Origin of the sequence: Nitrosomonas marina, assembly GCF_900110145.1 — a bacterium.
Classification (GTDB): domain Bacteria; phylum Pseudomonadota; class Gammaproteobacteria; order Burkholderiales; family Nitrosomonadaceae; genus Nitrosomonas; species Nitrosomonas marina.
On the sequence record NZ_FOCP01000001.1, the window covers coordinates 1 to 23927 of the forward strand.

Sequence of the window (23927 nt, forward strand, 5' to 3'; positions counted from 1 at the left end):
TTTTCCTCTTTTTATTGGTTGATCTGCCGAGATCTATACCAACAGGTTACACCGCTTTCTCTTCCCTTGTCATACACCAGAAATAATCATAGCTCCCGAATTGCTCTGTTTATTGCATTACCCCATCCAGTGACGCACAACACTGCCAGGCCCGATTCAACCGCTTTTGCCTGTGTAAAACTCCTTTCTTCCAATTTCCACAGGCTTAATTCAAATCCCACCTTCCACTTCTCTTGTTGTCACTCCGCCCGTCTCATCCGTAATCATCCCCGAGTTTCAGATCAGCCGGTCAGGTTATTTGCCACATGACTGGACAGTAATATTTGAATCTGATAACTAGTTTATAGTCCCTTGATATTCGGAGGGCAATAGAGCTGTTTAACAAAATTAATTGGTAAAAATTCTGGAATAGGAGATTATAAGTATGAAATACTCTTTATTGATAGCTGCCTTACTGGCGATGTTTTTAGTGGGTTGTAGTGATCCCAAACCTGGACAATATCCTCCAGGATTCATGGATGAACGCGGTTCAGAACCCGAGTAATGATCTTTTGCTGGTAATATCGAGAAGCCGCTCTGTTTTATGGGCGGTTTCTCTTTTTAAATCATCAAACTCTGTTTCAAACCCTGCTTCTTGTTTGAAACGACACTTTGTTTGAAACGACACTTCGACCGGGCCAAATAAATCACAGAATGGGTAGTATCTTGTTACTAAAAGATTTATACTTATGCCAGCAGCATGACTATATCGTTCAGTTTTTCCTCACAATAAATATATTAAAAATAATAAGTAGGTTTGACTCCGAGTTGAGCAGTTGAGTTTGACACTGTTGACATTACTTGGAGCGATGGTATAAGCTGCTTCGTTTTCGGACTTTAATTTTTATACATAAAATAGGGAAATTCAATAATGAAACAAGCTTTTCTAGTTTTGGTATTAGCATCTTTCTTTTTAGCAGCATGTGGTGGTAGACCAGGTCAGGCGTTACCTGAACAAGAGAAAGAGAATTTTGAAAGAATTCTTCAAGAAGAAGCTGCAAAAAACAACAACGAATAAGTATCAGCAGTTTCACAAGGGAAGGACGTCATATTTATTTTATGATGTTTCCATAAAAAAACCGCCAAATGGCGGTTTTTTTATTTTTTATCATTCATTCTTCAATTGCCGGTTCCGGCAACTATTTCCCATTTTATATTCAAACCGCTTCTGTCTGGATGGACAGTTAACAACAGATATCGGAACGATTTATCCGGTTTTTAAAAAACCTTACTTAAGCTGCTCGTGCAGCAGTTTGAGAATACCTCCTGCAACTGCCGAACGAACCGGTGTATTATCCTCGTTTAAAATAGTCACCGTACTCGTACGGGTACCGGTTTCCTTGACCATTATATGGTATCTGGCAGCCCTGGCATCTTTATCGTCTTTACTCTTCCAGAACATGAGACCAGACAGCAACCCATCATCGTCTCCTTTTTTATAACTGTCATCTTCAGGATCCACATAACGAACAAAATAAATGCCATCCACGCGATTACGATCTTCCACCGTAAACCCGATTCGATCCAACGCCAGACCGACGCGCCGCCAAGAGCGGTCAAATGCCTCATTGACAACCAGTACATTTCCTTTCTCCTTGTCAATATAGGCTTTCTCCTGCACGTTACCACTCGTGCTGGCCAATTCCATTCTGGCGCGTTCTTCCTCGACGCCAAAACGCATCATTAAACGCGCCAGCATTTCAGCTTCCAAATCCGGATCTGCCGTACGCGGCTGCCAGATTGTACGGTTTGCGCCACTAGTCTCCAGAATTTCATCCATACCGCGATGACTGATATACACTTCTGTGGTTCCCATTTCGGTACGTTCAAGCCGCGTACGGAATTTGTCACGCTCAGCCGATGAATAGAAACTATCAAGAAATGTGGAGAGTATGTTTCTGATAAAATCCTGGGGGATTTTTGCCCGGTTTTCCGCCCAGTCTGTTTCCATGATGCCCGCTTCCGGTATCTCCAGTTTGATGAGAAAACCCAGTTCCTGCCAGAACTCTTTCACAATCGGCCAGACTGCTTCGGGTGGCTGCGGCACAACCAGCCAGCGCTGCGTGCCTGCACGCTCAATATGAACACTCTGCACCGATATCGGCAGCAATGAAGAAGTGCCAGTACCGGGCTGAGCAATACGCTCATTACTGTATGAAGAAAATGTTGCACTGCCGGAAGTCCCTCCGGGTATGGAATAACGCTCATCTGTTGAAGGCGCGATCAAATCAGGCGGAACTTCAAGCGGTGGCAATTTACTCGCAGATTTATAGTCAATCTGTTTTTGCTCCGGAAAAATAGTACACCCGGAAAATATTATTGAAAGCACCATTACCATTGCAACAAGATATGTGTGCCACCGTTTACCTGACATGTTACTCCTTTGGAATTTGAATCTGCGCCTGGCTCATCGCTTTGCGAACACGCTGATGATATTTTTCAGATAGCGGGGTCAAAGGCAGGCGAATACCAGCCTCCATACGCCCCATCTGCGCAACCGCCCATTTAACCGGAATCGGATTTGCCTCTACAAACAAATCGGTATGCAGACCCATGAGTGTGTTATTCAGCGCGCGTGCTGTTTTAAGATCTCCTTTTGCAGCAGCACTGCACATGGCATGCATTTGTGCCGGCGCAACATTAGCTGTGACGGATATCACGCCGTGGCCACCAAGCAGCATCAAAGCCAGCGCGGAAACATCGTCCCCACTCCATATCCTGAAATCTTCTGGCGAATTACGTATCAAATCACTTCCTCGCGCCATATCGCCGGTAGCATCTTTTATCCCGATAATATTCGGAATCCGCGCCAGTCTCATACAGGTGTCATTGGCAATATCGGCTACAGTTCTACCCGGTACATTATAAAGAATGTGCGGAATATCCACAGCTTCAGCAATGGCCTTGAAATGCTGATACAACCCTTCCTGCGTCGGCTTATTGTAATAAGGTGCCACGGAAAGGCAGGCATCAACCCCGGAATCCTTTGCGTAAACTGACAAGTCAATCGCTTCACGCGTTGAATTCGCGCCTGTCCCGGCAATGACTGGAATACGTCCGGCAGCATGATCCACTGCGGTGCGCATCAACAAATGGTGTTCTTCAAAATCGACCGTTGGAGACTCACCGGTCGTTCCAACGACAACAATGCCGTCCGTACCCTGATCAATATGGAAATCAATCAGAGCCCGAAAACGCTCCAAGTCTAATTTGCCATCCTCATGCATTGGTGTAACGAGGGCAACCAAACTACCTTTAAACATGATTACTTTTCCATGTGCAAATTGTGTATTTTACCTGAACTGAACATACAAAAGTGATACCCCCGTTTAAACAGCCCAAATTTTGGAGGCACAACATTCTACTCACGTCTCGATCGCAGGTCGCCAATCATCGCAAGGAATGAATCTTCATTGTGATTTTTACCCGTTAAGCTTTGGTAAATTCCATATTGCCATCTTTGTAAACAACCAGTACGTTATCTTTAGCGGCAAAACGACCTTCAAGAATTTCCTTGGCCAGTGGATTTTCTATCTGCGCCTGAATAGCCCGCTTGAGTGGTCGGGCTCCAAAAACGGGATCAAACCCAACTTGAGACAATTCGGCAAGCGCCTCATCGCTGACTTGCAAATGCATTTCCATCGCAGCCATTCTTTTTTCCAGATATTGAAGCTGTATCCGTGCAATAGATTGAATATGTTTTTCGCTCAATGCATGAAATACAACCACCTCATCAATACGATTGACAAACTCTGGACGAAAATGTGTTTTTACCTCTCCCATGACCGAGTCTTTGATCGTCTGATAATCCTGTCCGTGCATTTCCTGAATCATATGCGAGCCCAGATTGGAGGTCATCACAACAACGGTATTTTTAAAATCAACCGTACGCCCCTGGCCATCTGTCATCCGTCCGTCATCCAGCACCTGCAGCAGGACATTAAAAACATCCGGATGCGCTTTTTCGACTTCATCCAGTAAAATTACTGCGTAAGGTTTTCTGCGCACGATTTCAGTCAGGTAGCCGCCTTCTTCATATCCCACATATCCAGGAGGTGCGCCTATTAGTCTCGCGACAGAATGCTTTTCCATAAACTCGGACATATCCACACGAACCAGATGCTCTTCCGAGTCGAACAAAAAGCCGGCCAGTGCCTTGCACAATTCTGTTTTGCCGACACCGGTCGGCCCCAGGAACAAAAAAGAACCGTAAGGTCGGTTTGGATCGGCCAGGCCCGCGCGGGAACGGCGAATTGCATCCGCAACCAGCCGTACTGCCTCGTCCTGTCCGACAACGCGCTCATGAAGCTTCTCTTCCATGAGCAACAATTTCTCACGCTCCCCCTGCATCATTTTGGCGACCGGTATACCGGTCGCCCGCGATACAACTTCTGCAATTTCTTCAGCGCCGACCTGGGTTCGCAACAGTTTAGGTTTTTCTGTGTCAATTTTCTGTACCGGGCTTTCCTGCGATTTCAGTTGGGACTCCAATTGAGGCAAACGTCCATACTGCAACTCGGATACTTTTTGCCAGTCACCTTTGCGTGTTGCGGCTTCAATCTCCAGTTTGATTTTCTCAATTTCCTCTTTCACATGTTGTGAACCCTGAATATGCGATTTCTCCGCCTTCCAGATTTCTTCAAGATCAGCATATTCACGCTCCTTGAGTGCAATTTCTTCCTCCAGCAATTGCAAGCGCTTTCGTGAAGCCTCGTCCTGCTCTTTCTTAATTGCTTCACGTTCGATCTTAAGTTGAATCAAACGGCGATCGAGTTTGTCCATCGCTTCCGGTTTGGAGTCGATTTCCATACGAATCCGTGCAGCAGCTTCGTCGATCAAATCAATCGCTTTATCAGGTAAGAACCGATCTGTAATGTAGCGGTGAGATAATTCAGCAGCAGCGACGATAGCCGGATCGGTGATGTCTACACCATGATGCACTTCGTATTTTTCCTGTAACCCGCGCAAAATCGCGATTGTCGCTTCCACATTCGGCTCTTCAACCAGCACCTTCTGAAATCTTCTCTCCAGTGCGGCATCTTTTTCAATGTATTTACGATACTCATCCAGTGTCGTCGCACCCACGCAATGCAACTCACCGCGCGCCAGCGCCGGCTTGAGCATGTTACCGGCATCCATCGCGCCCTCCGCTTTGCCGGCACCAACCATGGTATGCAGTTCGTCGATAAACACAATCGTGTTACCCTCATCCTGCGCCAGTTCTTTCAGCACGGACTTCAGACGCTCCTCGAACTCACCTCGATATTTTGCTCCGGCAAGCAAGGCGGCCATATCCAGAGACAATACACGCTTGCTTTTCAGATTTTCAGGTACCTCACCATTAACAATACGTTGTGCAAGACCTTCAACAATAGCAGTTTTGCCAACACCGGGTTCACCAATCAAAACGGGATTGTTTTTGGTTCGCCGTTGTAAAACCTGAATAGCACGCCGAATTTCATCGTCACGCCCAATAACCGGATCAAGCTTTCCTTGTCGTGCGCGCTCGGTCAGATCCAGCGTATATTTCTTCAAAGCTTCACGGCTGCTTTCAGCTTCTGCACTGTCAATCTGCTCGCCACCGCGCACAGCGGCTACCGCCTGTTCCAATGCTTCATAGGTAGCACCAAATTCCTTTAGCAGTGCAGCTGTTTCACTCTTGTCTTTCAACAATGCAAGCAGAAACATCTCTGAGGCAACAAACTGATCTCCACGTTTCTGTGCTTCCCTGTCCGCCATATTAAGTAGATTGGCGAGATTCCGCGACAGGTTGACTTCTCCACCCGTACCTTCAACCTTGGGCAGTCGTTGAATGTCGCGCTTTACGGCCTCACGCAACGGCGTAACATTGGCGCCACTCCGCTGCAATAACGACACAGTCGCGCCATCTTCCTGTTGTAATAAGGCGAGCAATAAGTGTCCGGGTTCAATATAGGCATGATCCTGCCCGACAGCGATACTTTGCGCATCGGCCAAAGCCTGCTGAAATTTCGTGGTTAATTTATCAAAACGCATTCATATCTCCCAAAAAGGTCACTGATCACTACGTGGGGGAGTCGAGTCAATATTTCAAGCTGACTTCCATGTTAAATGAACGACCGGTCAGTGCAGATTGAATGCAGTACTGAATGTAGCAACTTCAGTGTCTGTGAATCTTTCTTGTACCAATCAAATGCAGTGAATCCTCCTTGCTCTGGTTATACTTATGCCATTTGCGCACCAGGGCCATGATGATCGACATGAACAAACCAAATAACACAATGACCACATAGATATGCACCTCATAATAAATCAGCAGCGCATACAGCGACAGCATCATGAGTATGCTCAGATTTTCATTGAAATTCTGTACTGCGATTGAATGGCCCGCACCCATTAATATGTAGCCCCGATGCTGTAACAATGCATTCATGGGAACCACAAAAAAACCGGCCATACCGCCAATTACGATCAAAAATATCACCGCCAGCCAAAAGTTATGTACTAAAGCCATCAACATTACCACGAGGCCAGTAGCAAATCCGAGTGGAATGACAGACAAAGATTGCTTTAGTGAAACTGTGCGTGCTGCCATTACAGCGCCTATCGCAATACCAAGTGCGACGATGCCTTGTAATTGGGCCGCTTTGCTCAGCGGATAATCAAGCGCCGTTTCAGCCCATTTTATTACGATAAACTGCAGCGTTGCGCCTGCACCCCAAAATAGCGTCGTCACTGCCAGAGAAATCTGTCCAAGCTTATCCACCCATAGTAATTTCACACAATGAGAAAATTCATGAATGAGATACAGCGGGTTTTTCTGGGGCATACGATGATCAATACCGGTATTTGGAATAAACAAGTTAAAAATCGCGGCAATCACGTAAATTGCAGCCACCACGAAAATACTCATTTCCGTATCGGAATGTATAAAAGAAAGCTGAATAGCAAGCAGCATCTGGGATACAGCAGGCGTGATTAGAATTCCTCCCAACATGGTACCCAGCACTATTGAAGCAACTGTCAATCCCTCGATCCAGCCATTAGCAATCACCAGTTTTTCGGGAGGCAACAGTTCCGTCAATATGCCGTATTTTGCAGGTGAATAGGCCGCCGCACCCAATCCAACAACGGCATACGCGGCCAGGGCAGAAAACTGATGCATAGCAAAAAACAAGAGAGTACAGCCTAATACCTTGATGGTATTGCTGATAAACATTACCCTGCCTTTTGGCATTGAGTCAGCAAATGCACCCACGAATGGAGCAAGAATCACGTAAAACAGCACAAAAACGAATTTGAGTAGTGGTGTCAGAAAAGCCGGTGCATGCAATTCAATCAGTAATGCTATGGCCACAACAAGCAGCGCATTGTCAGCAAGAGAAGAGAAAAACTGCGCAGCCATAATGGTGTAAAAACCGCGATTCAAACGTCCCACCTCTCAGAATGTTATTGTTTTTTTGATACGCAATAGTTAATCAGTAATGGGGTTATACCATGAAACGCGAGAAATACACCACTCCCGCTCAAAATTGAAAAATGTTCCCAATTGACTGCAAATATAATAAGAAACGTCGATTTATCTGATAAAAGCAGGTACGAAACAAGTCAATTTACATTATCATAGTAGGCTTTTGTGTCACGGTCATTGCAAATAAATTCACACCAATCAACAGGCCATGCGACATGTGTACATTAGCCTCTTTAAAACACCACAACAAGCCAGGATCGGTATTTTCGCATTGATTGACGTAAATCCATCGTAATAGACATACTTTTTTCTGCAGCTAACAAACCCGATGCAACGTCCCATTAAAGCTTATATCGATCTGCCCGCATTAACACACAATCTATTGGTAACGCGTCACTATGTACCCGACGCAAAAATTATGGCTATCATCAAAGCCAATGCTTACGGGCACGGATTATTGCATACAGCGCACGCGTTAAGGAACGCGGACGGTTTTGGATTGCTCGAACTGGAAGCTGCAATTTGTCTGCGTGAGGCCGGTTTTCGACATCCTATTTTGTTGCTGGAAGGTTTTTTTTCGACACGCGAACTGGCATTACTGGAAAAGTACAGGTTGAGTACAGTCATACACCATGATGAACAGCTTGCTATGCTTTCAGGCTGCAACCATCGGGAATTGGATATTTTTTTAAAAATCAATACCGGCATGAACCGCCTGGGCATTGCATCTGAACGGTTCCCGTCCGTCATCAAGCAGTTATCAGGCAACCCGGCCGTTTCGCAGGTCACGCTGATGACGCATTTTGCAACCGCGGACGGCACTACTGATAACACACAGTTTCACAAACAGTTACAGGTTTTTGATCAAATCACCGGATCGACCCCAATGCCCTGTACACTCGCCAATTCAGCCGCGACTATCCGTTACCCGGAAGCACACCGTGATTGGGTCCGTCCGGGTCTGATGTTGTATGGCGCCTCTCCATTTGCTGCTCACAGGGGGGTGGATTTCAAATTGAAACCGGTGATGTCCCTAACCAGCAAAATCATTGCCATACAGCATTTAAAACAAGGCGATATTGTGGGCTATGGCGGCAGTTTCCAAACTGACAGACCAATGTGTATTGGAATTGTTGCCTGTGGTTATGCGGACGGATATCCACGGCATGCGCCAACAGGCACGCCGGTACTGGTTAACGGTTACAGAAGCCGTTTAATTGGCAAAGTTTCGATGGACATGCTCGCCGTTGATTTGACAGAATTACCCAACATACCGATCAACAGCACAGTGACACTTTGGGGAAACGGATTGCCCGTTGAAGATATTGCGCGCGCAGCTGATACCATCAGCTATGAACTGCTTTGCGCGCTGCCAACGCGGGTTGAACTGGAGATTCTGCAAGAAGAGTCTCAGAGCAGCACCACCCGCATTTGTGTAGAATCAAAATAGTTTATTCAACTTTGGCTTTGCTGCGCAACTCCTGCACATATGCAGCAAATTCGCGTTGCAAAACGCGTTGCCGAATGTTCTCCTTAACTTCATCGAAAGCCGGGACATCCATCGGTCGCGTATCGATCAGTTGTATAACGTGCCAGCCGAAATTGGTATGAACAGGGTTGTCTGTGAGCTTTCCTTTTTCCAGTTTAGCCAAAGCTTCTGAAAAAGGACGAACGTAAGCAGCAGCCGGACTCCAGTTCAGCTCCCCACCATTGACTTTGCTACCGTCATCAATGGATTTTTCTGCGGCAATTTTGGCAAAATCACCACCTTTTTTTAAATTTGCAATGATGTCGCGGGCTTCACTTTCATTTTCCACAAGTATATGGCGCGCCTTGTATTCCTTGTCACCCATTTGTACTTTCAACATATCATACTCGCGTTTCAGCGTGTCTTCACCTACCGCGTTGTTTTTGATGTAGTCAGCCTGAAGCGCGCGAATCAAAGCTGCCTGCCTTGCAATTTCAATTTGAGATACCACTTCAGGGTCTCTGTCCAGCCCTTTTTTGATCGCCTCCTGCGTCAGTATCTCTTCCGTTATCAAATTCTCTCTTAGCGCCTTTCTCAATTCCGGCCCGTCCTCCTGTCCCTGGGCACCGCTTGCCTTGACCATCAAATCAAGTCGCGATTGCGGAATCGCTACACCATTGACAGTAGCCATTGTCGAAGCAGACTGGGCATGAGCCGTCATGACCATGAAACCAAAAGAACCAACAATTAAATATTGCGACAATCTAGTCAAACGCATGAAATTTCCTTTCTGAAAAATTTGGATAGTATGGCGGCGGTAAGTATACGCTTCAATGTAACAAATACCAATGTAGCGGCGTCATTTCGGAAAAACTTTTTTAAAGGGTTTCACCGTTACGGCCTGATAAACACCTGCACTAACGTAAGGATCGGTATCAGCCCAATCTTTCGCTGCCTGCAACGACTCGAATTCAGCAACAATAAGGCTGCCGGAAAAACCGGCCGGACCCGGGTCAACTGAATCGATTGCTGGAAACGGTCCAGCCAGCAGCAATCGTCCTTTCTCCTGTAACTGTTGCAACCGTTCCAAATGTGCAGCACGTGCAGTCTTCCTGCGTTCGAGACTGTCAGGCACATCTTCCGCATAAATTACATAAAACATATCAGTCCTTACTTATCCTGTTCTCGATTTTCACCAGCTTCAGCGATACCTTTTTGGGTTGTATGTAAATCAGCCTTTACAAAATCTACGGAGCGCAGATACTTGTTTAGCAGCACAACCTGCAGTACAACAAAAAGCAACATCAATCCCATTACGCCAAACAGCTTGAATGTCACCCAGGTATCCACTGAAAAACCATATGCGACATATAGGTTAACACACCCCATAAACACGAAAAAAACAATCCAGCTTAAATTAAGTTTCTGCCACACCTGGGACGGCAGTACCAGCTGTTTTTCCAGCAATGCTTGAATAAGATTTTTGGAAAAAAACTGATTAGACACCAACAGTATCGATGCAAACAACCAATAAAGTACTGACGGCTTCCACTTAATAAACGTTTCATCCTGGAATGCCAGCGTCGCACCTCCAAACAACATTATAACGATCAAATTGATCCATAACATGTTATCTATCCGGTGATGACGGTATCTCACCCAACCGATTTGCATAACCGTTGCAAGCATAGCCACGCCGGTAGCGATATAGATATCATATGCCTTAAACGCTACAAAAAAAAGAATAACCGGGAATAAGTCGAAAAAAAATTTCATCGTCACACAACACTGGCGCACAGCCCATCGGATTATAAAAAACCGGTTGCGCGCCACGCCTTTTCATCAGTTTAAAATCGGAGGCAACTTCGTGGCCAATTCGTTTTTCATTGCAGTCGCTTGGCCCAGAAGCGCAAAACCAAGCAGATTTCCGGAATTATTCTGAAATACCGCTTTCACACCTTCTCCATTCGACTCGACGCGCCATTCGCCGGCATGACCCGACTCGGGGGGTGCAACAACCGTAGGACAGGCAGGTGTTTTCACTAGAACCGGCATAGCAGGGTAAACAACTGGTGTTGGCTTCCCGGCCAATGTTGCCGCCAGTGCCCGGGCTGCATGCGTGATTGGCATCACAAAAGGCAGCACCTTGCCTTCCACCTCGGCACAATCGCCCAGCGCAAATATGTTCTCATCGCTGGTCTGCAACAGTTGATTGACAACTATACCGCGATTGACAAGCAATCCGGCTTTCTTGGCCAGATTAATACGCGGCGTTAATCCGACAGAGGACAGTACAATATCGGTGTCGACTTTCTCGCCATTCGTCAGCTTCAGTTGCATCATTGTGTCGGATTGATCCACTGATTCCACCGTCATATTGAAATGAAAATTAACGCCGACAGCTTCCAGTTTCTTTTGCAAATAAGCGCCTGCTTCTGGCGGCAACAGCCGCCCGAGCGGTTGAGGCGAAATATCAATTACGTCGACCTGGTAGCCTGTCGCTGAAAGATCATTGGCAAATTCGCAACCAATCAGTCCTGCGCCAATGATAGCGACCCGCTTTTTATCTGCCAGTACGTCACGAAAGTATTTGTAATCATCAACATCATTGATTGTAAGAATTTTTGATACGCCACTTCCCTGCAACGGCAATCTTACCTGGTCCGCACCGATGGCCATCACAAGTGCGCTGTATGACAATCGCTCCCCATTTGACAATTCAATCGATTGATTGCTGGTGTCTACGGCCTCAACCCGAGTGTGTGAATGAATGGTAATATCAAGTTGCGCCGCCATTTTCTCGGCATCACCATTGATAATCGATTCCGGTGTTTTTCCAGTGGACAGTGCATTGGACAGCATTGGCTTGGAATAAAAACCACCATGATCAGCTGTTATCATCACAACGGCTTTGTCAGTCGTCAACCGCCGCAATTCCCGCGCCACCGCATAACCTGCAAGCCCGCTACCGACAATGACTATTGGCTGCGACATGACTTATATCTCCACCATCTCAAAATCAGCCTTATTCACCCCGCATTCCGGACAACTCCAGCTTTCCGGAATATCTTCCCAGCGCGTACCGGCTGCTATGCCGTGCGCGGGATCACCCAATAACTCGTCGTAAATAAATCCACAAATATTACATTGATATTTCTTCATCTGATAATACTGACCCGTCTGATTCTCTGGTAACACATAGCCCATAGATTTTTCAGCAGAAGAATTACTGTGAGCCGTTAGTTTAAACGGGATTAACATGTATTTAAGAAAAAAAACGCGAATCAATTAATCCTGTACTAAAAAACAACGCATCTCAAAACAGAGTGTTCCGAGCATACATTGTCATTAGCGATTCATAAGTTGAATAAAAAGGAAATAACTGCCAGAAAACATCAACCCATTTGCTTATTCAGCCAACTCAACATCTTCGTTATTCACCAGACTGTCTCGACGCTGCAGGTAAGCGTCGCGCACAAACTCATATTTATCCAGCGCAGCCTCTTCCAGCGTTTTATCCACATCCAGCAATTGCGCGCGCGCATCAAGCGCCATACCCATTGCTACCGGGGTCCGGATTGCAGCATCAAGGGTATTGATACTGTCAAGATAAACAATTGTTGTGACAGGATGCGCGACCAGACTGTCGACGCCAATGCCCACTGCATCTCTCACTGTACTCGGACCTAAAAAAGGAATGACAATGTATGGCCCCGTAGCAATACCATAATGACCCATTGTCTGGCCGAAATCCTCATTGCGCTTACTGATATTAAGATCGCTGGCTTCACTGATATCGCTGGCAATATCAATCGCACCAAACAGACCAAACGTGGTATTGATAACGAAACGCGTCGCACTCGCTGCAGCGCTTTCAAAATTCAGCTGCAAAATCGAGTTGGCCGTAACAACGACATCGTTTGCGTTTGAAAATGCATTGCCGACAACCAGACGAATTGGCTCAGGTACAAACCTTACATAATTTCTTGCTACCGGTTCGATGACGTTGTCATCGACTATCTCGTTGAACTCAAAAACAGCCCGGTTCATCGATTCTAATGGATCCTGCGGATTCTGTGTTGATGCGCAGCCAGATAGAAAACCGCCAAACGACAGCAGTAGAATAATTTTAGAATTTACAAGATATTTCATAGATTGAATTTATTTTTTTGATGTTTATTTCGCATGTTGCCATATTTACATATCAGGTTCAATAAAATATCAGTCAATTTCTTTTACACTGATAAACTAATACCATCAGGGTAATATCGACATGTACAGCTCATACTTCAATGTAACCGGCAGGCTGATCATCTGGGCACTCAGCACCAGCCACGCCAACACGATTGAATATAACCGACAGCGTCGAAATAAAGGCTGTAAATAATTCACTTAGAATACTATTAAACACCGAACATATCAGGAGACAAGCCATGCGGCCTATTTTCAATCAGTCATGTTTATCGATGATTTTCCCACTATTGCTGCTGACAGGCTGCGCGCCGATGGTTGCTGTAGGTGTTGGAGCCGGTGCCGGAACGGGCGCCATGGTAGCGGAAGACCGAAGAACCAGCGGCATTTTCATCGAAGATGAATCAATTGAGCTGAAAGGTTCAAAACGCCTGTATGAACAATTTGGCAACCAGGCTCACATCAACGTCACCAGCTTCAACCGAATCGTTCTGCTCACCGGCGAGGTGCCAACAGAAGCCATGAAAGAGGAAGCCAGCAAGCTGGTCAGAAGTATTGAAAACGTTCGCAATGTTATCAACGAAATCACCATTGGCGAAAAAAGCTCGCTAGGTTCGCGCAGCAACGATACATTTATCACATCAAAAGTCAAAAGCCGCTTTCTTGCATCGGGAAAATTTCAAATCAACCATATCAAAATCATAACTGAAAAAGGCGTTGTATTTTTACTCGGGGTTGTTAAACGGGCAGAAGCTGACAACGCCACAGAAATTGCGCGCTCGACATCGGGTGTTGTCAAAGTTGTTAAAGCGTTCGAGTATCTTGACTAAACGCAAGCATCTGTATCATTTTCAGTTGTCGATCATGAAATTGTTTATTTTATTGCAATAAATACCATTCTCTATGTTACCCGCTGAACTGGTATCCGCCTTAAACAATCTGTTGCCGCCAGATCGGTTGTACACCGATCCCGTAGAGTGCTACACCTACGCCTACGACAATAGCCGCAAAATATTTCCCCCGCATGCTGTCGCATTTCCGTTGACCACCGATGAAGTTCAAGCAATTGTAATATTATGCAATCAGCACAAAACGCCTGTGGTTCCGCGTGGACGCGGCACCGGCACATCCGGGGGAAGCCTGCCCGAACAGGGCGGTATAGCTCTGTCACTTGAGCGCATGCTAAATATTTTGTCTGTCGATGCAGCCAATCGCGTTATTGTTGCAGAACCCGGTGTGCTAAACCAGGCAGTCCAGGATGCCGCCAAACTTCACGGTTTTTTCTGGCCACCCGATCCCTCCAGCGCAACGTATTCCAGTATTGGCGGCAATATCGCTACCGGTGCAGGCGGGCCACATGCAGTAAAATATGGTACAACACGCGATCATGTTTTGGGCCTGAAAGCCGTAACTGGCGCAGGGGAAATCATTAAAACCGGTTGCTATACAACCAAGGGAGTCGTCGGATATGATTTGACACGCCTGTTAATAGGCTCTGAAGGTACACTGGCCGTCATCACGGAAGCGACACTAAAGCTTACCGCACTGCCAACCATGGTTGCTGGTATAACCGCGTATTTCAGTGACTCAGCCAGCTGCGCCGTTGCGATCAAACAAATTATGGCATTACCGCAACTACCCAGTGCGCTTGAATTTCTCGACGCCGGTTCGTTGAATCTGATCCGAAATCACCATCCCAAAATGCTGCCGAACGACGCTAATGCCATGCTGATGATCGAAGCAGACGGCACAGAGAATGAAATCAACGCAACTGTCTCTTCCATCCTGAAGGCCTGCAAAACAGACGGATTAATTGCAGCCAGCCAGGCCGAGAACATTGCGGCACTCTGGAAGGCGCGCAAAGCTCTGTCGCCGCTGTTGCGCGAAATTGCTCCCAAAAAAATCAATGAGGATGTCGTGGTTCCGGTAAGTTCTTTACCCGATTTCCTCAATTCACTCGAACAACTGAGCAGGCAGTATCAACTTGCCAACGTCAATTTTGGTCATGCCGGCAACGGTAATATTCATGTCAATCTGCTGATTGATCCAGACAACACAGAAGAAGCAGCCCGTGCTGAGGCGTGTTTGGACAGAATTTTCGATCTGGTAATTCGGCTGAACGGCACCTTATCGGGCGAACATGGCATCGGTAGCGAAAAACGAGCATTTATTCAGAAGGAAATCGATCAGCCAACGCTTTCACTTATGAAAAACATCAAATTGCTGTTTGATCCCAGCAATATCCTGAACCCCGGGAAACTCTTTCCATAATGGCACTTGTATTTTGCTTTCAGTTAAAAATCTGTTATTAATTGAAAAACAGTCATTTATGCAACAGAATCATTGTCATATGCTTTTCCTTATGGGTATGATTCCAGTTCACATTATGTTCAGCCAGTTTTCCGCATGCAGCTGGTTAGATTGCTTACCTGCCATGCGCCGAATGATCGGGTAAAATAACAGGCCTATTACTTAATAAGGCACTTGGCAAGAATCTGGAATTTTATATACCATGCAGTAATTGTCTGGCTGAAACACAACAGTATCTTTAAAAATCTATGTAACCATGGTTAGAGTCAAACATTTAATACTCGACGTACTGAAACCGCATCAGCCAAATGGACTGGCATTTGCCAGTGCCTTAGCAGAAAGATGCTCTAACTGCCATATTAAATATACGGTTGTGGAAGTGGATGAAAAAACAGAATCAATTATCCTTTCCATCGCTGGCGAAAATATTCGATTTGAAATTATCGAAGAAGCTATCAACACCATGGGGGCATCCATTCACAGTATTGATGAAGTTGAAGTCATTGGGTCAGACCCTGTGGCCTGATTATTCTTATCCTCCATGCGACTGATCAATCAGTTTTCATTTCTTTCAAAAATAACACGATCACACCTCATCGCAAGACGTTATTTTATCGTCAACGGTTTTGATGGTGCGCTCGCCATGTTAGGTCTTTTAATGGGATTTCATGTCAGCAATCAAACCGATTTGACTACCGTCATCAATGTTTGTCTGGGTGCGGCCGTTGCGCTGGGCATGAGTGGCATAACAAGCGCCTATATCAGCGAGGCTGCAGAAAAGCAGCAGGAGCTGAAAAACCTGGAAGAGGCCATGTTGTCGAATCTGAGTCAAACAGCACATGGTCGGGCAGCCAGAATCATGCCCTTAGTAGTTGCCGCCACCAATGGCTTAACACCATTTATCATAGCAATTATCATCATGCTGCCACTGATAATTGCTCACTGGATACCCGGACTTGTCGAGAACCCTCTGGAAATTGCCACCCTGCTCGCCTTCCTATTAATTTTTCTGCTTGGCGTTTTTCTCGGGCGGATTAGCGGCCATCTCTGGCTCTGGTCGGGAATTAAAACGTTACTTGTTGCCTTGATAACCACCCTGATCATTTATTTGTTAAGGCCACTTTAAATTGAGACCGGCAACTGCAACAATACAGTCGAAAGAAGCAACAGAGTCAGAATCAGACTCAGCCAGTGTCATCGTTTGCCACCATTACATCACTGATGTCGGCTTTCTCGTGTATTTACATAAATAAACAAATATCCGTTTGACCGAAACGCATCTGCGTCCTGAAAAGATCGCGCCCATATTTTTTGTGCAAATGATTTGATTCACAGTCTATCCAGGATCTTTTGGTGTCAATAACGACGTCCCAACCAACAAGCATGTGTTTTCGACCTAATTCTGCTTACGGCTGGCTTTATCCTTACTTGAAATAAACGTTAATGATAATTGTTTTTGTTTACAAATAAAGTAATTGTCCTGTATAATGCACTATCATTCTTTGCAGCCTTATCTGACGAAGCACTGCCACACCGATCAGCGCATTACCAGTACAGCACAACCGAATGATTGGATTTATTCAAGTTATACAGGGAAGTTAGCCGGCATATCACATCTCTAAATCGATTGCGGTATGCCGGTTTTTTTTACGCTTTATACACTTTGCAGCATTTACTCTATTCCAGCAAGTAAACTGAATGAAACTGGTGCAGAACTGCATACTTCAGCCAACAAAAACATAACGTGATGTAAATAAACATGTTTTAACAAAGGGGACAGAGCAGGAAAAATTTTTACTCGCCTCGCTGCTAATCTCCACCTGGAAGAACGGATTGATAGTTTGCGCTACCGAAGGCTTTTGCAAGGCCTTGCTTCCGGTTTAACCACCGAAGCAATTCCCGGAATAAAAAACTATACATCGAACCGGTTATTTCAAATATCGGAATGACGAACTGATTGCATGTTTGGATTGGCCATTCATGCACATACGCCTTATAATCAGGCAACAACAGGCAAAGTTACCGGTGTAGTCTACAACTCGGAATTGACCTTCCACACAAAACAGAATAATAGCGATAAATCCGCAACAACATGAATTCAAATCTTGATCTTCTGCAGCCCTATCCGTTCCAGAAACTACGTAAACTGTTTGAAAACCTCACACATAAAGCCGACTTAAGTCCAATCAATCTGCATATAGGTGAACCCAAACATGCAACACCGGATTTCATACGTCAGGCCATGGTCGACCATTTACACAGACTGTCAAATTATCCCACGACACAGGGCATGCCGGAATTACGTCAAAGCATCGCAGACTGGATCGTACGCCGTTTTAATGTGCCCGCAATCAATCCAGACACCGAAATTATTCCCGTAAACGGCAGCCGCGAAGCTTTGTTTTCTTTTGCTCAGGCTGTTATCGACACAGCTGCAACACCCGCACCTTATGTTGTGTGCCCAAATCCTTTTTACCAGATATACGAAGGCGCTGCACTTCTTGGCGGCGCCTCGCCACAGTATATCAATACTACCGCAGACAATGCTTTCAAGCTGGATTTTTCCCAACTTCACAATACTGCCTGGTCACGCACACAACTGATTTATGTCTGCAATCCGAACAACCCGACGGGTAGCGTCATGTCTCTGGATGAATGGCGTCAGCTGTTTGAGATATCAGACCGCTACGGCTGCATCATTGCTGCCGATGAGTGTTATTCTGAAATATATTTCAACGAAAACAGCCCGCCACTGGGCGCACTCACTGCTGCACATCAATTGGGACGCGCAGGATTTCCACGATTGGTGGTATTCAACAGTCTGTCAAAACGATCGAATGTACCGGGGCTACGTTCCGGTTTTGTTGCAGGCGACGCGCAAATTCTGGAAAAATATTTACTGTATCGTACCTATCATGGCTGCGCCATGAATCCTGCAGCACAGGCAGCCAGTATCGCTGCGTGGAGTGATGAAACTCACGTTGCAGAAAACCGGTGCTTATACACCCGGAAATTTTCCGAAGCAACGACAAGGTTGTCCGGTGCAACGGCTGCGCAAATGCCTGATGCGGGCTTTTATCTGTGGTACAAAACGCCGATCAGCGATACTGATTTCACCATGCAGCTGCGCCGCGACTATAATGTCACCGTGCTGCCGGGCAGTTATCTGGGCCGTGAAGTACACGGTGTCAATCCGGGTAAAAACTACGTGCGTATCGCGCTTGTAGCTCCGCTGGTTGAATGTATCGAAGCAATCGATCGAATCAAAAGCCTGCTGAACGATTTGAGCCGGGCTTAAATTCAGCAATCAAGAAAATTCTTACTAACAAAACCTAGGAAAAACTATGAAAGAACTGCAAACCACGATTGAAGAAGCATTTGACCGTCGCGCCGAAATCACACCGCGTAATGTCGGTGCCAACCTGAAAGAATCGATCGCGCAGGTATTGAATATGCTTGATAGCGGTAAACTGCGCGTTGCTGAAAAAAGCAATGGTGAATGGATCACTCATCAATGGATCAAAAAAGCCGTACTGCTGTCCTTCCGCATTGAAGACAACAGTTTTATTAAAGGCGGTTTTTCCAATTATTACGACAAAGTACCGTCAAAATTTGCTGATTATAGTTCGCGTGATTTTCGCGACGGCGGGTTCCGTGTTGTTCCACCGGCGGCAGTTCGTAAAGGCGCATTTATCGCCAGCAACGTGGTGCTAATGCCATCATACGTTAATATCGGTGCCTATGTTGATGAAGGCACGATGGTAGACACCTGGGCCACTGTCGGCTCATGCGCACAAATCGGTAAAAATGTACATTTATCCGGCGGCGTTGGTATAGGCGGTGTGTTGGAACCCGTCCAGGCCAATCCGACAATTATTGAAGATAACTGCTTTATCGGCGCACGTTCTGAAATTGTTGAAGGTGTTATTGTCGGTGAAAACTCGGTTATTTCAATGGGTGTATATATCGGCCAGAGCACTAAAATCTATCATCGCGAAACAGGCGAGGTCACCTATGGACACATCCCACCCGGCTCGGTCGTCGTTTCCGGCAGCCTGCCTTCAGCTAATAAGGAATACAACCTTTATTGTGCAGTAATCGTTAAACAGGTCGACGCCAAAACACGCTCTAAAACTGGAATTAATGAATTGCTGCGCGGGATTTAGCTCTTCACAATTTATCTTAAGTCAGCAATATCGCTGAAGTATCAATCGATTCGGTCATTCCCTGCTGAAACGCCCCTGCCAAATACCGGACAGGGGTTTTTTTCTTATCCGCCGCCTTTACGATCAACAATTCCCGGTTATCTGACGTTCAACTGGTTATCGACATCTTTGACGCCGTCAACCATCCAGGACAGCATATTGATTTTGGTAATTTGATGCTTATTTGCCACTGTTCCAGTCAGCAGTACGTTACCATCGTCGACTTTGAGTTCGACCTCGCTGCCTTCCAGGTCGGGGTCCGTATTGAGTGCATAGGAAATTTTAGCGTAAATGGTTGAATCATCATAGGTAATGCCAGACGGCTTTTCGACCCATGATTCATGCGTTCTTTCTGCATAATTTTCGCATCCACTCAGGCCGAATACCAATATGAACGCAACGATGGAAATTGTTAATGTATCACGACAAAACATAAATTCGCTTCCTATCAAGTTCTCAACAAAATGTTATTGCTCAACGGGTCTTATAATTCATTCTGAGGCGCAGTTCAACTGTTCTCATGTTTTTCAGTACGGCATGAATCCTACGCCCGATTATCCGCAAGATCGTCTATCAATCATAACCTTGCTGTATTATCGCCAACAAGACCATACTATATCAGTCAACTGGCATAAAACCGGAAAGCAGCGCATTATCCAGAAAACCCGCGGCATTGCTGCGGCGGGTTAAATAGGGTTGACAGTTTTTACAGATGAAGCAGAAAACATGACCAATAACATTCGTATGTTGTATTTCCCGTCATCTTAACATTCAGCGTTACTCATCATCTGATTCTCTTGGGCTGGTATCAAAATCAGCATCATCATAAGCAGATGGTGTCGGCTTATCCATCAGATGACCGTCAGGTGTTCTTCTCGGCTCACCGCATGCACTTAAGGCAAAAACTGCAATAACGAGTGCCAAAAAAGAATACTTCATACTTAATCTCCTTTTAAAATTATTTAAAAACCAAATAAGGTAAATGCTATCCCGCTACTTTTTGAAAATCTCACGAAATTGCGTCTTGCATCTTGACAATAATCAAAAAACAGCAATGTTTGCAACCTTCTCGCTTTGTCACTGCTTTGTTTCACTGACGATATGCGCAGCTTGTAAAAACCTGCAAACCTGAAGATGCACGTCATCTGCCAGGCAATCAAAAGCAATGATTTCATGTCCACGCATTATACTGCGTAACCAGGTCAGTTGTCGCTTGGCAAGTTGCCTCGTGGCAGCGATACCCTTGTCACGCAACGTCTCATGGTTGATTTTTTTCTCGAGAAACAGCCATGCCTGCCGGTAGCCAACACAACGCATCGATGGTAGATCCGGATTTAGCTCGAATTGCTGACGCAACAACGACAGTTCATCAATCAGCCCCCTTTGCAGCATACCTTCAAATCGCTCCGCAATCCGTTGATGCAACTGGCTGCGATCAGCAGGTAATAGTGCAAGCTTGATCAACCGAAAAGGCAATTCAGTATTCCGAGGCGCCTTGAGAATTTCCGACATAGGGCGGCCCGTGATCATACAGACCTCCAGCGCACGTTGTATACGCTGGCTGTCCGCAGGTTGAATCCGTGCAGCACTTTCGGCATCAATCGTGGCGAGCTTTTTGTGTAATGCTGGCCAACCGGAGATCTTTGCCTCGTTCTCAATTGCTGCACGCAGTTGGCTGTCGGCTTCCGGCAGCGTCGAAAGTCCATCCAGCAGTGCCTGAAAATACAACATGGTTCCGCCAGCCAATAGCGGAATCTTGCCACGCCGGACAATATCCTGCATCACGTCCAGTACATCCTGCCTGAACTGTGCAGCGGAATACTGTTCAACCGGATCTATCAGGTCAATTAAATGATGCGGTGTTTGAATCAGTATCTTCCGGTCTGGCTTGGCTGTACCGATGTTCATATACCGGTAAACCTGCGCGGAATCAACGCTGACAATTTCAACCGGAAACCGTTCTGCGATCTCCAGTGCTACCCGGCTTTTCCCACTCGCGGTCGGCCCCATCAATACAACAGCAATGGGCATTCGATTGTGCATATCCTGTTTGCGCAGAACGGCAGTATCGGCAGGCAATTTGTTGACTTTATCTCCAGGCATACAATGTGTCATCAATCAGTTCGGGCAACGCAATTTGAACTATCCTGTGAATATAACTTAGAATAACCAACTATGAAACAACGTACCGTCAATTGCCCGCAATGTGGTAAATCCGTGATCTGGAGCCAGGCAAACAGGTTTCGTCCTTTCTGCTCAGAACGCTGCAAGACGATGGATCTTGCACAATGGGCGCAGGAGTCCTATCGAATTCCGGAACCAGAACAATCTACAACCGAGAATGATGAGCCCGTTCCAAATAAAAATTGACAGAATTTCAGTCATTCTGGAACTGTAATACAACGTTCACAAACGGCCGGTTCCGCGTATCATGGCCACGCCATGCGCTCCCAGTTCACGGGCGATGGCCAGATCATCCGGCTCCATGCCACCCAGGGCATAAACCGGAAGCGGATAGTCACGGATAAGGTCAGCAAATTTCCGCCATCCCATTGGCGTTGCATCGGCGTGACTCGACGTTTGTAATACCGGTCCCAGCACTACAAAATCAACCCCAAGCGATGAAGCCTGGTACAATTCCTCGCTATTATGACAGGAAGCGCCACACCAGCCGTCTTCCGCTGCGGGGCGCCTGGACAGGGCCAAAAGCTGTGGCGCGGTCAGATGAATGCCGTCCGTTCCACACGTATCAGGCAAAATCGTATCGCTGTTTCGTAAAACATACGCTCCCGTCCCGTGCGCGAGCGATATAATTTTTTCTGCAAACGCCTGCAGCGCACCCTTTTCCATCGTTTTTTCCCTGATCTGTATCAGGCGAACTCCATGCTGCAGCGCCATTTCAACCTGTTGTAAGGCGGCCGGAACACCAAGTTCCGTCGCCCGTGTAATCGCATAAACCGGAGGTAGTATCAACGCACGTAACACCGGTGCATTTGCAGGCAACATCGGCGAAACCGTGATCTGATCCGGCTGTTGCCATGCCAGCTGTTGATGCTCCCGTGCCTGCGGCATTCCCTGCCACTGGATAACGCGGAAAAAATGCAAACAAACAGTGGCATGGGAATACGTAAAGTTACGCGTAATCCAGGGCTCTGCATGCAGAATCTGGATACCGAGTTCTTCCTGCAGCTCCCGGTCCAACGCATGCAACGGCGACTCTCCCGGTTCTATCTTGCCGCCTGGGAATTCCCAGTAGCCGGCGTAGGGTTTTCCTTCGGGACGGCATGTCAGCAGGAAACGGCCATCCGGCTGCGTAATTACGGCAGCGGCGACACCTACAATCTCAAATGATTCTCGCGTCATGATGAATCAGTCACTTGCCGGATTGATTGGACAACCGGCCTAAGGCACGTTGCCGCCCTGCAAAATCGCACGCAAACTGCCATGCGACCCGGCCACTGCGCGAACCTCGCCCGAGTGCCCATTGCAATGCCGCCCGGCGTAGTTCATCATTCATCTCTGTAAAACCGAAACCGGCCAGCCAGCAGCGCACAATTTCAAGATACTGATCCTGATCAAATGGGTAAAACGATACCCATAAACCGAAACGTTCCGACAAAGAAATTTTCTCTTCGATTGTTTCGCTGGGATGCACTTCTTCTCCCACATGACGCGTATCGAGATTATCGCGCATATATTCCGGCACCATATGCCGGCGATTGGATGTAGCATAAATCAGCACATTATCCGAGACCGTCGCAACCGAACCATCCAGCACCACCTTCAAGGCCTTGTAGCCGGGCTCATCACGCTCAAAAGTAAGATCGTCACAGAATACGATAAACCGTTCCGGACGCTGCGCTATTTGTTCCACAATGTCATGCAAATCCACCAGATGATCTTTTTCCACCTCAATCAGGCGCAGCCCGTTACCGGCATACTGATTCAGCACCGCCTTGATCAAAGATGACTTACCGGTGCCGCGCGCGCCGGTGAGCAGTACGTTATTTGCCGAATAACCCTGCACAAACTGATGAGTGTTCTGATCAACAAGCTTTTTTTGGTTATCAACACCACGCAAGTCCTTCAGCGTTATCTGGTGCGGATGTGATACCGGTTGAATAAAACCGCTGTTGTGCCGACGACGCCAACGAAAAGCAGTACTTGACGACCAGTCAGGCTCAGGCGGCGGTACAGGCAAAAAATTTTCAAGACGATCAAGCAGCGCCTCCGCACGATCGCAGAGCTTTTTCAATTCTTCCAT

The 23927-nt window shown here is 46.5% G+C and carries 25 protein-coding genes; 10 read left to right on the top strand and 15 right to left on the bottom strand.

The genetic code is table 11. The features are described 5' to 3' along the window. Positions 1 to 910 precede the first annotated feature (910 nt). Positions 911 to 1057 carry a hypothetical protein gene (locus BMX44_RS16675; protein WP_177167616.1) on the top strand — a complete coding sequence of 49 codons (147 nt, stop codon included), beginning with the start codon at positions 911 to 913 and terminating at the stop codon, positions 1055 to 1057. 210 nt (positions 1058 to 1267) lie between these two features. On the opposite strand, the gene bamC is transcribed toward BMX44_RS16675, so the two are convergent. The 4 genes from bamC to lplT all read right to left on the bottom strand — a co-directional run bounded on the left by bamC (position 1268) and on the right by lplT (position 7447). After that, on the bottom strand, positions 1268 to 2413 hold the full coding sequence (gene bamC, locus BMX44_RS00005; protein ID WP_090626792.1) for an outer membrane protein assembly factor BamC: 1146 nt from the start codon (positions 2411 to 2413) through the stop codon (positions 1268 to 1270). 1 nt (position 2414) lies between these two features. After that, positions 2415 to 3302 (bottom strand): 4-hydroxy-tetrahydrodipicolinate synthase, encoded by an 888-nt coding sequence (gene dapA, locus BMX44_RS00010; protein ID WP_090626794.1) that lies wholly within the window; start codon positions 3300 to 3302, stop codon positions 2415 to 2417. Between the two features lie 166 nt (positions 3303 to 3468). Then, on the bottom strand, positions 3469 to 6054 hold the full coding sequence (gene clpB / locus BMX44_RS00015; RefSeq protein WP_090626796.1) for an ATP-dependent chaperone ClpB: 2586 nt from the start codon (positions 6052 to 6054) through the stop codon (positions 3469 to 3471). Between the two features lie 124 nt (positions 6055 to 6178). Continuing rightward, entirely contained in the window at positions 6179 to 7447 is a 1269-nt protein-coding gene (gene lplT, locus BMX44_RS00020; protein ID WP_090627206.1) for a lysophospholipid transporter LplT, read from the bottom strand. 370 nt (positions 7448 to 7817) lie between these two features. On the opposite strand from lplT, the gene alr reads away from it, so the two are divergent. After that, positions 7818 to 8939: an alanine racemase gene (alr, locus tag BMX44_RS00025; protein ID WP_090626798.1), complete on the top strand. Its 1122-nt coding sequence runs from the start codon at positions 7818 to 7820 to the stop codon at positions 8937 to 8939. Position 8940: 1 nt separating this feature from the next. Here alr and BMX44_RS00030 read toward each other — a convergent pair whose 3' ends face one another. The 6 genes from BMX44_RS00030 to BMX44_RS00055 all read right to left on the bottom strand — a co-directional run bounded on the left by BMX44_RS00030 (position 8941) and on the right by BMX44_RS00055 (position 13109). Next, entirely contained in the window at positions 8941 to 9735 is a 795-nt protein-coding gene (locus BMX44_RS00030) for a peptidylprolyl isomerase (RefSeq protein ID WP_090626800.1), read from the bottom strand. Between the two features lie 81 nt (positions 9736 to 9816). Next, positions 9817 to 10119, bottom strand: a complete 303-nt coding sequence (locus BMX44_RS00035) for a YciI family protein (protein ID WP_090626802.1) — start codon at positions 10117 to 10119, stop codon at positions 9817 to 9819. 8 nt (positions 10120 to 10127) lie between these two features. Beyond that, entirely contained in the window at positions 10128 to 10733 is a 606-nt protein-coding gene (locus BMX44_RS00040) for a septation protein A (RefSeq protein WP_090626804.1), read from the bottom strand. Between the two features lie 66 nt (positions 10734 to 10799). After that, the gene (locus BMX44_RS00045; protein WP_090626806.1) at positions 10800 to 11951 is read right to left on the bottom strand and encodes an NAD(P)/FAD-dependent oxidoreductase; all 1152 of its coding nucleotides are present in this window, start codon (positions 11949 to 11951) and stop codon (positions 10800 to 10802) included. A 3-nt stretch (positions 11952 to 11954) separates the two neighbouring features. Beyond that, the gene (locus BMX44_RS00050) at positions 11955 to 12119 is read right to left on the bottom strand and encodes a rubredoxin (RefSeq protein WP_090627208.1); all 165 of its coding nucleotides are present in this window, start codon (positions 12117 to 12119) and stop codon (positions 11955 to 11957) included. A 246-nt stretch (positions 12120 to 12365) separates the two neighbouring features. Next, the gene (locus BMX44_RS00055; protein WP_090626807.1) at positions 12366 to 13109 is read right to left on the bottom strand and encodes an MlaA family lipoprotein; all 744 of its coding nucleotides are present in this window, start codon (positions 13107 to 13109) and stop codon (positions 12366 to 12368) included. A gap of 281 nt (positions 13110 to 13390) precedes the next feature. Between BMX44_RS00055 and BMX44_RS00060 the strand changes: the two genes are divergently transcribed. The 6 genes from BMX44_RS00060 (at position 13391) to dapD (ending at position 19624) form a co-directional block, all read left to right on the top strand. After that, the gene (locus tag BMX44_RS00060; protein ID WP_245738760.1) at positions 13391 to 13978 is read left to right on the top strand and encodes a BON domain-containing protein; all 588 of its coding nucleotides are present in this window, start codon (positions 13391 to 13393) and stop codon (positions 13976 to 13978) included. Positions 13979 to 14051: 73 nt separating this feature from the next. Next, the gene (locus BMX44_RS00065; RefSeq protein WP_090626809.1) at positions 14052 to 15419 is read left to right on the top strand and encodes an FAD-binding oxidoreductase; all 1368 of its coding nucleotides are present in this window, start codon (positions 14052 to 14054) and stop codon (positions 15417 to 15419) included. Between the two features lie 295 nt (positions 15420 to 15714). Next, positions 15715 to 15984, top strand: coding sequence for a DUF211 domain-containing protein (locus BMX44_RS00070; RefSeq protein ID WP_090626812.1), 270 nt, complete (start codon positions 15715 to 15717; stop codon positions 15982 to 15984). 15 nt (positions 15985 to 15999) lie between these two features. Then, positions 16000 to 16584: a VIT1/CCC1 transporter family protein gene (locus tag BMX44_RS00075; protein WP_090626814.1), complete on the top strand. Its 585-nt coding sequence runs from the start codon at positions 16000 to 16002 to the stop codon at positions 16582 to 16584. 966 nt (positions 16585 to 17550) lie between these two features. Beyond that, entirely contained in the window at positions 17551 to 18756 is a 1206-nt protein-coding gene (gene dapC, locus BMX44_RS00080; protein WP_090626816.1) for a succinyldiaminopimelate transaminase, read from the top strand. A 46-nt stretch (positions 18757 to 18802) separates the two neighbouring features. Then, positions 18803 to 19624: a 2,3,4,5-tetrahydropyridine-2,6-dicarboxylate N-succinyltransferase gene (gene dapD, locus BMX44_RS00085; RefSeq protein ID WP_090626818.1), complete on the top strand. Its 822-nt coding sequence runs from the start codon at positions 18803 to 18805 to the stop codon at positions 19622 to 19624. A gap of 137 nt (positions 19625 to 19761) precedes the next feature. Here the strand turns inward: dapD and BMX44_RS00090 are convergent, their stop codons facing one another. After that, entirely contained in the window at positions 19762 to 20097 is a 336-nt protein-coding gene (locus BMX44_RS00090; RefSeq protein WP_090626820.1) for a BON domain-containing protein, read from the bottom strand. 103 nt (positions 20098 to 20200) lie between these two features. On the opposite strand from BMX44_RS00090, the gene BMX44_RS16680 reads away from it, so the two are divergent. Further along, positions 20201 to 20353, top strand: a complete 153-nt coding sequence (locus BMX44_RS16680) for a hypothetical protein (RefSeq protein ID WP_177167617.1) — start codon at positions 20201 to 20203, stop codon at positions 20351 to 20353. 87 nt (positions 20354 to 20440) lie between these two features. On the opposite strand, the gene BMX44_RS16685 is transcribed toward BMX44_RS16680, so the two are convergent. Further along, the gene (locus tag BMX44_RS16685) at positions 20441 to 20602 is read right to left on the bottom strand and encodes a hypothetical protein (protein ID WP_177167618.1); all 162 of its coding nucleotides are present in this window, start codon (positions 20600 to 20602) and stop codon (positions 20441 to 20443) included. Positions 20603 to 20740: 138 nt separating this feature from the next. After that, positions 20741 to 21673 carry a tRNA (adenosine(37)-N6)-dimethylallyltransferase MiaA gene (gene miaA, locus BMX44_RS00095; RefSeq protein WP_218143899.1) on the bottom strand — a complete coding sequence of 311 codons (933 nt, stop codon included), beginning with the start codon at positions 21671 to 21673 and terminating at the stop codon, positions 20741 to 20743. 165 nt (positions 21674 to 21838) lie between these two features. On the opposite strand from miaA, the gene BMX44_RS00100 reads away from it, so the two are divergent. Further along, on the top strand, positions 21839 to 22033 hold the full coding sequence (locus tag BMX44_RS00100; protein WP_090626822.1) for a DNA gyrase inhibitor YacG: 195 nt from the start codon (positions 21839 to 21841) through the stop codon (positions 22031 to 22033). Between the two features lie 36 nt (positions 22034 to 22069). Here BMX44_RS00100 and BMX44_RS00105 read toward each other — a convergent pair whose 3' ends face one another. Both BMX44_RS00105 and BMX44_RS00110 read right to left on the bottom strand, forming a co-directional pair. Then, positions 22070 to 23026: a Nudix family hydrolase gene (locus BMX44_RS00105; protein ID WP_090626825.1), complete on the bottom strand. Its 957-nt coding sequence runs from the start codon at positions 23024 to 23026 to the stop codon at positions 22070 to 22072. A 10-nt stretch (positions 23027 to 23036) separates the two neighbouring features. Next, a complete protein-coding gene (locus tag BMX44_RS00110; protein ID WP_090626827.1) occupies positions 23037 to 23927 on the bottom strand; it encodes an ATP-binding protein in 891 nt (296 codons plus the stop codon).